This is a genomic window from Allobosea sp. 05T433, from assembly GCF_056396065.1.
This window is the reverse complement of sequence record NZ_JBFTKS010000019.1, coordinates 122,296-135,819: the sequence shown is the minus strand read 5'-3', so window position 1 is coordinate 135,819 and position 13,524 is coordinate 122,296. Positions and strand designations below refer to the sequence as shown.

Here is a 13,524-nt window from a genome sequence, read left to right as displayed (position 1 = left end):
AGAGTGATCGCCATCCTTGGCGCTGGGCCGCTCCTTCTGGCGATGCGGACCTGAAAGGGTCGCCGCGACTCTCGTCCAACTTCACCCGCAGACGACGCGGCGCACACCTCAGGCATCCCAATAGCGCGTTTGCACACGGCCTCGGTGGGAACCCGACATTCATTGTGGACGGCCGATCTGCGCGAATTGAGGTGCCGGTCTGGTACGATCTAGGTGCTTCTGTGCACTGGAGCCCCCAAGCGTGAGCGTTCCGGGATGAAACTGCTTGGCATACTTTGCACCGTATTTGCCCTCGGCCTCCTCTATATGACCTCAAAGAACGGAGACGAACACGCTTATCGGCTGACGATTTCGGTTTACACCCCGGGCGGCGTCAAGAGCGCCTCTGGCGTTACACGAGTGTTCATCAACACCCGCAAGGGCCTGCTGCCGGGCACGGGCGGGGGAGCCACTGTGACCGGCGAGGCGATCTTTCTCGACCTCGGAGACGGCAAAAATCTGGCTGCCCTCTTAACTTCACCGTACATCGTCATGCAGGCATTCGGCGGTAAAAATAATACTCTGCGCCCGAGCGACATCAAGACTTTGTCTGGCACGGTCACGCTTCGTCGTGATCTCGTTCCCACCCTGATGACCTTTGCCGATCTGAATAATCCGGCGAGCGCCAAGGTTATCTACGACATTCGATGGCGGGATACGCCGCCACAGGGCGTAGCGCCGATCTATATCGACGAGTTCTCTACGGTCTTCGGGCCGGGCTATGGCTTCCACTCGGCCACGATCGAAATCGTCTCCGCCGGCATATGGCCGTTCAACCTCATCGGTCTTACTGGCGACCCGATCACACGGGGTATCGAGCAGAGGCTGCCATGGTGGGGAAAGCCGATGCCATGGGAGAAGCAAACTGGCTATGGTGGCTATGTAGACACCCGGCCAGCGGGGCAGTTCCGTTGGCTTCCGGGCCAATTAAAGCAAGATGGACGAGTGGCAATGTGAATGAGCGGTCTGGCAGAAACCAGACGCCAGAGCGGCCATACAGTTCGCCCTAAATCTTCGCGCGACTGCAAAGGGTCGCCGGACGATGCGGCCCATCCCGTCTGCAAATGTCCGGTTCCGGGCAAGGCGCCAACATCCGCTCCTAACGCAAGGCCGTCTTGAGGCGGCGGCCCTTGCGGGCCGAGATCGGTGGCCGGTCGATCGTGCCGATCGGCTCGAACTCGTCCGTCACGCACGAAATCGATCATGCGCCGTCAGCCGCAGGGTCAGCGGCTCGGCGTCTGCCCAGCCATAGATGTCGGTGCGGAGATAGCGGAGCTCCTCGTCATGGAGCTCTTCGTCGATTTCGATCCACCAGGCCCTGGGCCGTCCGTCACTGCCATCCGACCATCGGTAGCCGCGCCCCTTGAGGTGATCCTTCATGTCGAAGGGGGCATTTTCCGCGTAGATGCGGATTCTGCTGCGCGCGCTCGATCGCAACAGCTCGGCGAACGGTCGCGTTCCACTGGCTCCCACCGGTCTCGCCAGGACCTCCAGGAGGGCATTGCAGTCATCCGTTGCGCGGTGGCCCTCGTGGAACAGCCCGGACTGGCCGACGAGATATCCCAGCTTGTTGCCTTCAAAGCCTAAATCGGCCCAGCTAATTTCCCTGACGGAGCAGGCCCAGGCTTTTGAGGCGAAGACTGGCGACAGCCGCTCGCAGAACGGGCGATCGAACCCGGCATTATGGGCGATGACGAGATCGGCAGGTTCGATGAAGGCATCGAGCGTCGCGATATCGATGGCGTGACCGGCGACCATCTCGTCGGTGATGCCGGTCAGCCGCGTAATTTCCGCGGGGATGGGTACCGATGGCTGGCGTAAGCCGCCGTAGATGCCAACGACATCCCCGATCGCTCCCTCGTCGTCATAGGTGAAACCAACGGCGCCGATTTCGATGATCTCGTCCCGCGCGTGCTGCAGGCCCGTCGTCTCCGTATCGACCAGCACCGCGAGGTTCGGGAAGGCGCTCTGCGCGCGCGGGACGATGGGGCGAGGCACGAGCTTTCGCAGCACCTTGAATCGGCCGGTCTGCTCCAGCCTTCGGGCAGCCTCTTCATCATCGCCGCCGGGCGACAGCGGCACGGTCTCGAGCCTGCGCTTTCTCGGTGCCGGTCGTGGCGTCTGCCGGTATCCCGGTGCGTCATCGAACAGATCAAATTGTGAGGATGCCATCTTCATGCCGCGACTCTAGCCGTCTTCTTCGCCGCCGACTGCCCACCAGTCGTTCAGCAGGATATAAAACCTGGTGACAGCGAGCCATCGGGCCTCGCAAGACCCGGTCCAATGTCCACCGCATTCGCTGATCGAACTGCGGCGCCACTCCGTGCGTATCTGGTCGCAGGCAAATCGATCTCTGGCACCAACATGGCGCCCGGCTGCTTCCTATCTCCTCTCGCCATGACGAGAGTGAGGCGAAGGCGTCGATCGCACGCCCGCTGCATTGCCCCAACCTGAGAAGCAAAGGGACGCTCAGCGTACATCGAGCCTGCACAAGCCCCCTGCTCTGCCCAGAACTTCAGGCTGCCCGCGCCCCTGAACGGACGGCTATCTCACGCGCCGCGGCCGTCCCGGCCGCTTCGTCCCCTCGCCTGGCAAGGCGCTCGCGATCGGCTTCACATGGGCCAGGTGGCGGGGCGAGTCGTTGCGGTAGTCCAGGATCTCGTCGAAACGGCTCATCAGGATTTCGGATGGCCGCAGAATCTGCTTGATGCGGATGTCGCGCGCAGCCTCGCCATCGCGCCGGCGCAGCGCTTCGACAAAGGCGAGCGAGGTTTCCACGGTGGGCGGAAACCCCTCGAACAGCGAGTAGAGACGGACGATCGGTCCGATCTGGCGCCAGAGGCTCTGGATGATCGGCAATGTCGCCGGCCGCTGCGCAGCCTCGTAGAGCGTGAAGAAGATCTGCTTGTTCAGCACGAGGAAACGCTCGCTGCGGAAGACCCCGAGCTCGTTCATCTCGTCGATCGCGCGTGCCACGTCCCGGACGTTCTTATCCGTCAGATGCGTAACCGCGGCGGCCGTAACATCCCCTTCGAGCAGCGTGCGGACATGGGTGATCTCCGCGAATTCCGACTTCGTCGGGCGCCAGACGCGGACCCCCTTCTGCGGCTCGACAAGCAAAGCGCGTTCGGCGGCCAGGCGGCGAACGGCATCGCGCACCGGCATGATGCTGGTCCCGAACTGGGTTGCGAGATCGTTGATATTCAGCGCTTCGCCCGGCCAGAAGGCCCCTGTCATCAGCGCATCGCTCAGCTGGTCATAGACCAGATCCTGAAAGCTTGTCGCCGCCACCGGCTTGAACATGACCATCCCTTTCCGCGGGCCGATGCTGCCCGAGCGATGCACGCATATCACGAACCGGGGCCGCGTCTTGACACCCCGCTTCGGCTCTAACTAATATCTTAGATATCAATATAACAAGAGGGGAAGGCGCATGAGTTCGTCATTGAGGCATTTCGCGGGGCCAGCCGCGGTCGTCGCCGGCATTCTCGCTTCCATCTGCGTCGCACCGGCCAGCTTTGCCGCGGACAAGGCGACCATCCGCATCGGGGCCGACTATGACAGCCTGGACCCGGTCAAGACGGTGACGTCGGACGGATATCAGCTCGTCAACGTGCTCTATGACCGCCTTGTCGCGCTCGACGACAAGGGTGCGCCCGTGCCGGCGCTCGCCGAATCGTGGAGCGGCGACGCGAGCCGCACCGTCTTCAAGCTGCGCAAGGGCGTCACCTGTTCCGATGGCACCCCGCTGACCGCGACCGCGGCCGCGGCCGCGCTGACCCGCCTCGGCGCCAAGGAAACCAATGCGCCGATGGCCTATCGTACCGTCGGCATCGCCGGTTATTCCGCCACCGGGGACGACGCCGCTGGCACGGTGACGCTGACCATGACCGCCCCCTTCAGCGACCTGCTGATCGGGCTGGCGATGCCCTGGGCCTCGATCGTCTGCCCCTCCGGGTTGAAGGATACCGAAGCGCTGGGTTCGACACCGAGCGGCACCGGGCCCTACACGCTCGACAAGGCGGCCTCGGTCCGTGGTTCGCACTATGTGCTGAAGCTTCGCGCGGACCATGCCTGGGATTCAAGCGGAGCGACCGGAAAGGACCCGGGGCGGCCCGCGACGATCCAGGTGCGCGTGATCAACAACAACACGACGGCGGCGAACGAGCTGCAATCCGGCACGATCGATCTCAGCCTTGTCACGGGCCGCGACATCAACCGGCTGAAGGCCGCGAAATCGCTCGATTTCCTCGATGCCAAACCCTTCGGCATGCAGTTCATGATGTTCCAGCATCGCGACGGCTATCCCACGGCCGACGTGCTGGTCCGCCGCGCCATCGCAACCGCCATCAATCGCGATCTCGCGACCCGCGCCGCCACGGCCGGCAACGGCCTGACGGCCACGAGCTATATCAGCCCGCTGGTCGCCTGCTACGAGCCCAAGACGGCGGATCTCCTGCCGAAGCCGGATGCCGAGGCGGCAAAGGCCCTGCTGAAACAGGCAGGCTATGCGCCGGGATCCGACGGGATCTTCGCCAAGGATGGCAAGAAGCTCAGGCTGCGCCTGATCGGCCAGCCCGGGCTGCAGGGCTCCGCTCCCGAATACATCCTCGAAGCGCTGCGCGCGATCGGCAGCGAGGTCGAGCTGCGCAACATCACGCTTCAGGAGACCGCCTCGGTGATGAGCGGGGCCGATTGGGAGATCGGCGTCTTCCCCTTCGGCCCGCCGATGCCGAGCGCCAATACCGTCGTCCCCTTCGTGAGCGGCAAGGGCTCGAACCACGGCACGATCGAGAATGCCCGCTTCGCGGCGGCACAGGCCGCGGCGCTCGCCTCCTCCCCCGACAGCCCCGAACGCTGCGCCCGCTGGAGCGAGGCACAGCTCTCGCTGCTCGAGAACATGAACATCCTGCCGCTGTTTGGCGGCGTGAACACTTTCTTCTCGCGCAAGGGCGTCCGCTTCACCATCGGCGGACCGTTCGTGATGGATATCCGCTCGATCCGCGTCGGCAAGTGAGCGCAGCATGATGACGCGCGGCCGACCGCTCTCCAGGTTCCTGTTCGCCAGGTTACCGTTCGCCAGGTTCCTGCTCGGGAAGGCCGCGCAGATCGCCGCGATCCTTTTTGCCCTCGTGCTCCTGACCTTCCTGATGGTGAAGATGATCCCCGGCGATGCAGCCAGCCGCGTCGCCGGGCCGGACGCCGACGCCGCCTATCTCAGCCAGCTGCGCAGCGAACTCGGGCTGGACCAGCCCTTCGCCGTGCAGCTCTGGAACTATGTGGCGGGGGTAGCGCGCGGGGATTTCGGCGTCTCGCTCGCCACCCGCCAGCCGGTGATCGAGCTCATCCGCGATCGCCTGCCCTATACCGCCGCGCTTGCCGGGCTCGCGCTCGCCTTCGTCGTGGTGGTCGGCTTCAGCTTCGGGCTGGCGGTCGCCATCGCGACGCGCGACGACCGCCTGCCCTGGCTCGACCATGGCTTCACGATCGTGACCGGTACGCTGGGCGCGATCCCGGAACTGCTGGCCGGCATCTTCCTCGGCTATGTCTTCGCCGTCTCGCTCGGCTGGCTTCCGATCTCGGGCGCCGCCGGCCCCGGCTCGGTCATCCTGCCCGCGCTCGCGATCGGCCTGCGGCCGGCGCTGAATCTCGCCCGCGTCGTGCGGGTCGAGGCGCGGCGGACACTGCGGGCCGATTTCATCCGCACCGCCCGCAGCAAGCGGCTGCCCGCCTGGCGCATCTATCTGCGCCATCTCGCGCCCAATGTGGTCACGGCGGCGCTGACCATTGCCGGCCTGGTCTTTCCCTTCCTGATCGGCGGCGCCGTGATCGTCGAGAACATCTTCGCCTGGCCGGGCCTGGGCACCGCCATCGTGCGGGCGGTCGTGACCGCGGATTACCCCGTCGTCCAGGCGATCGTGGTGCTGCTCGGCCTGCTCGTCCTCGTCACCAACATGATCGTCGACGTGCTTCTCGCCATCGCCGACCCGCGCAGCACGGTCCGCACATGACCGGACGGCTCAACCTCGCATCCCTGCTGGCCGGTATCGGGGCCATCCTCCTGCTCGCGACCGCGCTCGTCGCCCCGGCGCTGTTTGCCGACGTCGTCAGCCGGATGGATGTCGCGGCCGCCGGAACGGGCCCCTCATCCGAACACTGGTTCGGCACCGACGATCTCGGGCGCGACGTCTTCGCCCGCACGCTGGCGGCAACGCAGCTCTCGCTCGGCCTGGCGCTGGCGGCAACGGCCATCCGCGTCGTGCTGGGCGTCGCGATCGGCATGTGGCTGTCGCTATCGGGCAGCCTCGCCCGGTCGATCGGCACGCGGATCATCGACACCGCCCTGTCCTTCCCCGCGATCCTGATTGCGATCGTGATCACCACGATCGTCGGCCCGAGTATCGAGGGCGCCGTGCTCGGCGTCGGCCTCGCCGGCGTGCCGACCTATGCGCGGCTCGGCTACACCATGTCCTCGGCCATCGTCGGGCGGGACTATGTCGCCGCCGCAAAAGCACTCGGCCTCGGCCGCATCGCGATCCTCTGCCGCCATGTCCTGCCGAATATCGCCGACACACTCGCCGTCAGCACCGCGACCTCGCTTGGGCTGGCGATCGTCGAGATCGCGTCGCTGAGCTTCCTCGGCCTCGGCGTCAACCCGCCGGCCTTCGACTGGGGCCGCATGCTGATCGAGGGCGCCGAAGCCATCTACGTCAACCCTGCCGCCGCGCTCGGACCGGCGGCGGCGATCGCCCTGTCCGGCCTGATCTTCAGCTATCTCGGCGAGGCGATCGCGCTTTGGATCCAGCCCATGCGCAGCCGCTCCCTGGTGTCCGGCAGCGGCATCGACAGCGCGGCTGGCGCGATCGCACCGCTGCGGCTCGCTGGCGGGGAGGATACGGTTCTGCTGGCCGAGAATCTGAGCGTCGCCTTTCCGACCGAGGGCTCCCAGACGATCGCGGCGGTTCGCAATGTAGGCTTGAGCATCGGGCGTGGCGAGACTGTCGGGCTCGTCGGGGAATCCGGCAGCGGCAAGACGCTGACCGCCATGGCGCTGGCCGGGCTCACCGGCTATCCGGCCCGGGTCTCCTCCGACCGGATGCTCTTCACCGGCGAGGATCTGACGGCGATGAGCGGGGCTCTGCGCGAGCGTCTGCTCGGCACCGGGCTCGCCGTCGTCTTCCAGGATCCGAGCACCTCGCTGAATCCGGCTTTGCGCATTCGCGAGCAGATGACGGAAGCCGTGCGCCATCATCGCGGCCTGTCTGAAGAGGAGGCCAGCGCGCTCGCGCTGGAACAGCTCGCGCTCGTCGGCATCACCGAGCCCGGCCGGCGGCTCGACCAGTATCCGCACGAATTCTCCGGCGGCATGCGGCAACGGGCGATGATCGCCATGGGGCTGATGATGCGCCCGTCCCTGATCGTGGCGGACGAACCCACGACCGCGCTCGACGTCACGGTCCAGGCCCAGATCCTCGCACTGCTGCGCGAGGCCAATGGCCGGGACGGCACCGCGATCCTGATGATCTCGCATGATCTGGCGGTGATCTCGCAGGTCTGCGACCGCGTGCTGGTGATGTATGGCGGCCGCATCGTCGAGAGCGGCCCGGTCGAGCAGGTCATCGGCGATCCCGCCCACCCCTATACGCGGGCCCTGATGGGCGCGATTCCCGACCTCGACACGCCGCGCGGACAACGCCTGGTCGAAATCCCGGGCCAGCCGCCGGTGATCGGCGCCTTCCCGCGCGGCTGCTCCTTCCAGGAGCGCTGCCCCGCCCGCCACGGCGCCTGCGCCGTCTCGGAACCGCCCCAGACGGAGATCGGATCAGGCCGCGTCGTCGCCTGCTGGCTGCATGCCGCGCCCGATGCCGAGCCCGACGCCAAGTCCGAGACCAAGTCCGATACCAAGTCAGAGGCTGTAGCATGACCGGCCTGTCCGCGACCGATATCCGCGTGCGCTTCGGGGCGATGCTGGCGCTCGACGGCGTCAGCATCGCGATCCCGCCCGGCGGCACGCTTGGGCTCGTCGGCGAGTCCGGCTCCGGCAAGTCGACGCTGGGGCGCGCGCTCCTGCGCCTCCACGATCTCACTGGGGGCCGGATCATGCTGGACGGCGAAGACGTGACGCGCGCGGCAGGGGCTCGCCTGAAGGCTTATCGCCGTCAGGTCCAGATCGTCTTCCAGGACCCGTCCGCCTCGCTCGATCCGCGCATGACCATCGCACGCGCGGTCGAACAGGGCATGCGGCTGCGCGGCGAGCGCGACCCGAATGCACTGGGGCGCCTGCTCGACACGGTTGGCCTCTCCCGCACCGTCGCCTCGCGCCTGCCGCATGAATTATCCGGCGGCCAGCGCCAGCGCGTCGCGATCGCCCGTGCGCTCGCGGTGCGCCCATCGATCATCGTGCTCGACGAGGTCACCTCCGCGCTCGACGTCTCGGTCCAGGCGCTCGTGCTCAATCTGCTGCGCGATCTGCAGGCGGAACTGCGCCTGTCCTATCTGTTCATCTCGCACAACATGGCGGCCGTCAGGGCCATGAGCGACGAGGTCGCCGTGATGTATCGCGGCAAGCTCGTCGAACAGGGCCATGCCGACAGCTTCTTCGCCGCACCGTCGCACCCCTATTCGCGCAGCCTCCTCGAGGCCGTGCCGCGTCTCCGACACATGCGCGAGCCCCCCGCCTCCGCCCCCGGCCCTTTCGGCCCGGGCTGAAAATCGTTGCGCGTCCGCGTCTCCAGGCTTCCCGAGGATACCGATCATGTCTGCCGAAATCAGCTTTCCCGCCCGCCTCGCAGAGCTTGCAGCCGAGGCGCCGGACATCGTGGCGATCACCTTCGTCGATCGTGACGGACAGGAGACGGACGTGACCCGGCGCGACCTGCACCTGCGCGCCACGCGCCTCGCCCGCGTGCTGGCGCAGCGCGGGGTCGGCCCGGAAACCATGGTCGTGACCGGCATCCCCAACAGCATCGAGCACATCGCCATCGCCATCGCCGCCTGGCGCTGCGGCGCCTGCACGGTGGCCCAGAGCGCCCGTGCGCCCGAGCGCGAATTCGCCGAGACGCTTAAGCTTCTCGACGCAAGGTTCGTGATCGCCGACCGCGCCGGGGCCGATATGAGCCATGCGGAAATCCGCGCCGTCACCCTGGACGACAGCCGCGACGCAGAGCCGGTGCCGGACCGGATCGCTCATCCCGGCAAGGCGACCGCCTCGGGCGGGTCGACCGGCCGCCCAAAAATCATCGTCTATCCCCATCCCTGGGTCCGCGTGCCCGGCGAGATCGGCGACATCAGCCATATCGGCTTCCGCTCCGGGCAGATCCAGCTGGTCTGCGGGCCGCTCTATCACAACGCCCCCTTCACCTGGGCCCATTTCGGCCTGTTCGAAGGCCACCGGCTGATCCTGATGGAGCGCTTCGATGCCGCGCGCGTGGTCGATCTGATCGAGCGTCATCGCTGCAGCTTCATGTTCTTCGCGCCGACGATGATGCAGCGCATCATCCGGCTGCCGGAGATCCAGTCGCGCAATCTCTCCAGCATCGGCTCGATCTTCATCACCGCGGCGATCTGCCCGGTCTGGCTGAAGCAGGCCTGGGTCGACCTGATCGGCGCCGAAAAGCTGCAGGAATCCTACGGCAGCAGCGAAGCCGTCGGTTACGCGCATATTTCCGGGCCGGAATGGCTTAGCCATCGCGGCAGCGTCGGCCGGGCCGGCGACGGCGACCTCAAGATCCTGGACGCCGAATTCAACGAGGTCCCGACCGGCGAGATCGGCGAGATCTTCTTCCGCCCGACCCATTATCCCCGGCCGACCTATGCCTATATCGGCTCGCCACCGGCCAAGACGACGCCGGACGGCTATACCAGCGTCGGCGACATGGGCCATGTCGACGCCGAGGGCTTCCTCTACATCGCCGACCGGCGCACCGATCTGATCATCAGCGGCGGCGTCAATGTCTATCCCGCCGAGGTCGAGGCCGTGCTGACCGAGCATGCCGCCGTCGGCGACGCCGCCGTGGTCGGCCTGCCCGATGCGGACTGGGGTCGGCGTGTCCACGCGATCGTGGAACCGGTCGACCCTTCCGGCACGATCGCGCTCGACGAACTCTACGCCTGGATGCGCGAGCGCCTGTCGGCTGCGAAGATTCCCAAGACGATCGAGTTCACCTCCGCCTTGCCGCGCGACCAGTCCGGCAAGATCCGCCGCAGTGCCCTGATCGCGGCCCGTACCCCCGAAGGATTGAGCCAGTGACGATGCGTCCCGTCTACATCGCCGGCGCAGCGGAAACGCCGTTGGGCGAGGTCCACGACCATAACGAACTCTCGATGATCGCACTGGCCGCGGCTGAGGCCCTAGCGGAAGCCGGCCTGTCGATCCGCGACGTCGATGGCCTCTTCGTGAACTATATGGGCGAGGAAGGCTCGGTTCAGGTCGGGGAATATCTCGGCATCCAGCCGCGCTATGCCGATTCCACCGATTTCGGCGGCGCTGCCTTCGAGGCCCATGTTCACAAGGCGATCGCGGCCATCAATGCCGGATTCTGCGAGGTGGCCCTGATCACCTATGCCTCGCGCCAGCGCAGCCGCCGCGCCCGCCATCGCGAGCCGCCCGCCGGCGGCATGGGCGTGCCGATGCTGCAGCAGCTCGAGGTTCCGACCGGGTTGCCGGCACCGATCGGGCGCTATGCACTCTATGCAGCCCGGCACATGCACCTGTTCGGCACCACGCGCGAGCAGATGGCGGAAGTCGCCGTCGCCTCCCGGATGTGGGCGATGCGCAACCCCAAGGCCTGGAGCCGCAAGCCGCTGAGCATCGACCAGGTTCTGTCCTCGGCGCCGATCTGCGATCCGCTGACCCGTCTCGACTGCTGCCTCGTCACGGATGGCGGCGGCGCGATCGTGGTCACCACCGCAGAGCGTGCCCGCGACGCCGCCAAGAAGGCCGTGCGGGTCATCGGCGCAGCGCAGAGCCAGAACCACTGGCTGGTCTCCCAGATGCCGGATCTCGACCGGGAGGGCATGCCGGGGCGGCGCTGTGGGCCGGAGGCCTTCGCCATGGCCGGCATCCGGCCGGCCGATGTCGACGTCTTCCAGCCCTATGATTCTTTCACGATCAGCGTGCTGATCGCGCTCGAGGACCTCGGCTTCTGCAAGCTCGGAGAAGGCGGCGCCTTCGCGCAATCGGGCGCATTGCGTCCCGGCGGCTCCCTGCCCTCGATGACCTCGGGCGGCGGGCTCTCCTATAATCATCCCGGTGCGCTCGGCCTGATGCTGCTGATCGAGGCGGTCCGCCAGCTGCGAGGCGAGGCCGGCGAACGCCAGGTGCCCGGCGCGCGCATCGGCGTGGCGCACGGCACCGGCGGCTTCCTGTCAACTGCGAGCACGGTGGTTCTGGCCCATGAATGATCACGCCTTCAAGGTCGAGGACCCCTCTCTCTGGCCGTTCTGGGAGGCTGCCAGCGAGAGGCGCCTCTCGGTCCAGCGCTGCCGCGGCTGCAGCCAGCATCAATTCTACCCGCGGCCGTTCTGCCTCTCCTGCGAGGGCCGCGAACTCGACTGGGTCGATGTCACGGGCGCGGGAGAAGTCTATTCGATCACCACCGTGCGGATTCCGGTCTCCGATCTCCTGCCGCCGCCCTATCAGGTCGCGCTGGTGACGCTCGATGCCGGGCCGCGCCTGCTCGCGGGCATCGATGGCCCCGCCTGCAGCATCGGTGACCGGGTCAGGCTGGTCTGGAGCGAGCGCGAGGACGCGCCGCCCTTCCCCGCCTTCGAGAGGGTCGCCCCATGAGGCTGCGGGACCGCGTCGCCATCGTCACCGGGGCCGGGCGCGGACTTGGGCGGGCGCATGCGCTGGCGCTGGCCGCGCAGGGCGCCGCCGTGATCGTCAATGATCGCGGCGCTGCGCTCGACGGCGCAGGCCGTGACGCCGGCCCGGCCGAGGATGTCGTCGCAACCATCCGCGAGCTCGGTGGGCAAGCCGTCGCCAGCGGGCATGACGTCGCCGACTGGGACGAGGCGGCGGCGCTGGTCGCCTTCGCCGTGTCGAGCTTCGGCCGCCTCGACGTGCTCGTGAACAATGCCGGAATCCTGCGCGACCGCACGCTCGCCAACATGTCGGAGGCCGAGTGGGACGCCGTGATCCGCGTTCATCTCAAGGGCCACGCCGCGCCGGCGCGCCATGCCCTCTCCTATTGGCGCGAGCGTCACAAGCGCGGCGAGGCGGTCTGCGCCAGCGTCGTCCACACCAGCTCCGCCTCCGCCTTCGCCGGCAATGTCGGGCAGGCGAACTATGCCAGCGCCAAGCTTGCCGTCGTCGCCCTGTCCTCGACCATTGCGCTGGAGGGCGCCCGCTACGGCGTCCGCTCCAACGTCGTCTCGCCTTCGGCGCGCACCCGCATCAGCGAAGCCACGATCGAGGATGCGCCCGCCGATGGCAGCTTCGACGTGATGGCGCCCGACAATGTCTCTCCCCTCATCGCCTGGCTGGCGGAAGCCGCCTGCCCGGCCAACGCGCAGGTCTTCCACCTGATCGGGCGGGAGGTCCTGCTGATGGACATCGCGGCGGTGGCGCAACGCGTGCGCACGCCGCGCCGCTGGTCGCCGGAGACCCTCGACGCGGCGCTGCGCGGACGGCTGCTGCCGCCGCGCGACATCACCACCTTCCTGAAGGAGCAATTGCTGTGAACGAACCCGTCAAATCCCCTCTCGTCGCCGTGATCGGGGCCGGCATCATGGGCACCGGCATCGCCCAGTCGCTCGCGCTCGCCGGCTGTCGCGTGCGCCTGAACGACGTCGCCGAGCAGCGCCTGCAGGCCTCGCTCGACAGGATCGAGCACGGTCGCTTCGGCCTGCGCCGCGGGGTCGAGCGCGGCAAGCTGACCGCCCAGGCGGCCGACGAAGCGCTCGCGCGCATCACCACGACGGTGTCGCTGGAGGAAGCCTGCGCCGGGATCGATCTCGCCATAGAGGCCGTGCCGGAAGACCTGACGCTGAAATGCGATGTCTTCCGCCGCCTCGACCAGGCCGCGCCGCCCGCCGCCATCCTGACCTCGAACGCGGCGGGACTGCCGATCACGGCCCTGGCCTGGGCGACCGGCCGGCCCGAGCACGTGCTCGGCTGGCACTGGGCCCAACCGGTGGCGGTGATCCGGCTGGCCGAGCTCGTCGCGCATCCGCGGACGGCGCAGGACGCGATCGACTATGTCAGCGCCCTGGCACGCCGCTGCGGCAAGAACCCGATCGTCGTCAAGGACCAGCCCGATAGCTGGGGCTATGTCGCCAACCGCATCAACCGTGCTGTTCGCATCGAAGCCCGGCGCGTGGTCGAGGAAGGCGTCGCGTCAGAGGACCAGGTCGACGAAATCATGCGCGACTGCTTCCGCTGGCCGATGGGACCATTCGAGATGCAGAGGCCCGGCTCGATGTGAGCTGAAGCCGCCCTGCGCCAGGTCTGGCCGCCTCTATGCAGGCGGCCACGTGGCCCTC

Annotated in this window: 12 protein-coding genes; 10 read left to right on the top strand and 2 right to left on the bottom strand. The window is 67.3% G+C overall.

Going from position 1 to position 13,524, the window contains the following annotated elements:
• The first annotated feature begins 255 nt into the window (after positions 1 to 255).
• Positions 256 to 996, top strand: a complete 741-nt coding sequence (locus tag AC1DGP_RS23670) for a hypothetical protein (RefSeq protein WP_476832606.1) — start codon at positions 256 to 258, stop codon at positions 994 to 996.
• A gap of 228 nt (positions 997 to 1,224) precedes the next feature.
• Here the strand turns inward: AC1DGP_RS23670 and AC1DGP_RS23665 are convergent, their stop codons facing one another.
• Together AC1DGP_RS23665 and AC1DGP_RS23660 are read right to left on the bottom strand one after the other, a co-directional pair.
• Positions 1,225 to 2,211, bottom strand: a complete 987-nt coding sequence (locus AC1DGP_RS23665) for a 3'-5' exonuclease (RefSeq protein WP_476832611.1) — start codon at positions 2,209 to 2,211, stop codon at positions 1,225 to 1,227.
• 372 nt (positions 2,212 to 2,583) lie between these two features.
• A complete protein-coding gene (locus AC1DGP_RS23660; RefSeq protein WP_441507156.1) occupies positions 2,584 to 3,342 on the bottom strand; it encodes a GntR family transcriptional regulator in 759 nt (252 codons plus the stop codon).
• A gap of 130 nt (positions 3,343 to 3,472) precedes the next feature.
• On the opposite strand from AC1DGP_RS23660, the gene AC1DGP_RS23655 reads away from it, so the two are divergent.
• Genes AC1DGP_RS23655 through AC1DGP_RS23615 form a run of 9 tightly spaced genes read left to right on the top strand, consistent with a single transcriptional unit; the run spans position 3,473 to position 13,466 of the window.
• A complete protein-coding gene (locus tag AC1DGP_RS23655) occupies positions 3,473 to 5,056 on the top strand; it encodes an ABC transporter substrate-binding protein (RefSeq protein WP_476832605.1) in 1,584 nt (527 codons plus the stop codon).
• Positions 5,057 to 5,063: 7 nt separating this feature from the next.
• Positions 5,064 to 6,050 (top strand): ABC transporter permease, encoded by a 987-nt coding sequence (locus AC1DGP_RS23650; RefSeq protein ID WP_476832604.1) that lies wholly within the window; start codon positions 5,064 to 5,066, stop codon positions 6,048 to 6,050.
• Positions 6,047 to 7,963 carry a dipeptide/oligopeptide/nickel ABC transporter permease/ATP-binding protein gene (locus AC1DGP_RS23645; protein WP_476832603.1) on the top strand — a complete coding sequence of 639 codons (1,917 nt, stop codon included), beginning with the start codon at positions 6,047 to 6,049 and terminating at the stop codon, positions 7,961 to 7,963. The genes AC1DGP_RS23650 and AC1DGP_RS23645 overlap by 4 nt, the downstream gene beginning before the upstream one ends.
• Positions 7,960 to 8,748 (top strand): ATP-binding cassette domain-containing protein, encoded by a 789-nt coding sequence (locus AC1DGP_RS23640; protein WP_476832602.1) that lies wholly within the window; start codon positions 7,960 to 7,962, stop codon positions 8,746 to 8,748. Before AC1DGP_RS23645 ends, AC1DGP_RS23640 begins: the two co-directional genes overlap by 4 nt.
• 46 nt (positions 8,749 to 8,794) lie before the next feature.
• On the top strand, positions 8,795 to 10,288 hold the full coding sequence (locus AC1DGP_RS23635) for an AMP-binding protein (protein ID WP_476832601.1): 1,494 nt from the start codon (positions 8,795 to 8,797) through the stop codon (positions 10,286 to 10,288).
• A gap of 2 nt (positions 10,289 to 10,290) precedes the next feature.
• Positions 10,291 to 11,442: an acetyl-CoA acetyltransferase gene (locus tag AC1DGP_RS23630; RefSeq protein ID WP_476832610.1), complete on the top strand. Its 1,152-nt coding sequence runs from the start codon at positions 10,291 to 10,293 to the stop codon at positions 11,440 to 11,442.
• Positions 11,435 to 11,827, top strand: coding sequence for a Zn-ribbon domain-containing OB-fold protein (locus AC1DGP_RS23625; RefSeq protein ID WP_476832600.1), 393 nt, complete (start codon positions 11,435 to 11,437; stop codon positions 11,825 to 11,827). Before AC1DGP_RS23630 ends, AC1DGP_RS23625 begins: the two co-directional genes overlap by 8 nt.
• Positions 11,824 to 12,723, top strand: a complete 900-nt coding sequence (locus tag AC1DGP_RS23620) for an SDR family NAD(P)-dependent oxidoreductase (protein ID WP_476832599.1) — start codon at positions 11,824 to 11,826, stop codon at positions 12,721 to 12,723. Before AC1DGP_RS23625 ends, AC1DGP_RS23620 begins: the two co-directional genes overlap by 4 nt.
• Entirely contained in the window at positions 12,720 to 13,466 is a 747-nt protein-coding gene (locus AC1DGP_RS23615; RefSeq protein WP_476832598.1) for a 3-hydroxyacyl-CoA dehydrogenase family protein, read from the top strand. Before AC1DGP_RS23620 ends, AC1DGP_RS23615 begins: the two co-directional genes overlap by 4 nt.
• Positions 13,467 to 13,524 lie beyond the last annotated feature (58 nt).

Bases quoted from the DNA above. Each gene is read 5' to 3' on its own strand.
- AC1DGP_RS23670 (WP_476832606.1), top strand. From the start codon at position 256: ATGAAACTGCTTGGCATACTTTGCACCGTATTTGCCCTCGGCCTCCTC.
- AC1DGP_RS23665 (WP_476832611.1), bottom strand. From the start codon at position 2,211: ATGGCATCCTCACAATTTGATCTGTTCGATGACGCACCGGGATACCGG.
- AC1DGP_RS23660 (WP_441507156.1), bottom strand. From the start codon at position 3,342: ATGTTCAAGCCGGTGGCGGCGACAAGCTTTCAGGATCTGGTCTATGAC.
- AC1DGP_RS23655 (WP_476832605.1), top strand. From the start codon at position 3,473: ATGAGTTCGTCATTGAGGCATTTCGCGGGGCCAGCCGCGGTCGTCGCC.
- AC1DGP_RS23650 (WP_476832604.1), top strand. From the start codon at position 5,064: ATGATGACGCGCGGCCGACCGCTCTCCAGGTTCCTGTTCGCCAGGTTA.
- AC1DGP_RS23645 (WP_476832603.1), top strand. From the start codon at position 6,047: ATGACCGGACGGCTCAACCTCGCATCCCTGCTGGCCGGTATCGGGGCC.
- AC1DGP_RS23640 (WP_476832602.1), top strand. From the start codon at position 7,960: ATGACCGGCCTGTCCGCGACCGATATCCGCGTGCGCTTCGGGGCGATG.
- AC1DGP_RS23635 (WP_476832601.1), top strand. From the start codon at position 8,795: ATGTCTGCCGAAATCAGCTTTCCCGCCCGCCTCGCAGAGCTTGCAGCC.
- AC1DGP_RS23630 (WP_476832610.1), top strand. From the start codon at position 10,291: ATGCGTCCCGTCTACATCGCCGGCGCAGCGGAAACGCCGTTGGGCGAG.
- AC1DGP_RS23625 (WP_476832600.1), top strand. From the start codon at position 11,435: ATGAATGATCACGCCTTCAAGGTCGAGGACCCCTCTCTCTGGCCGTTC.
- AC1DGP_RS23620 (WP_476832599.1), top strand. From the start codon at position 11,824: ATGAGGCTGCGGGACCGCGTCGCCATCGTCACCGGGGCCGGGCGCGGA.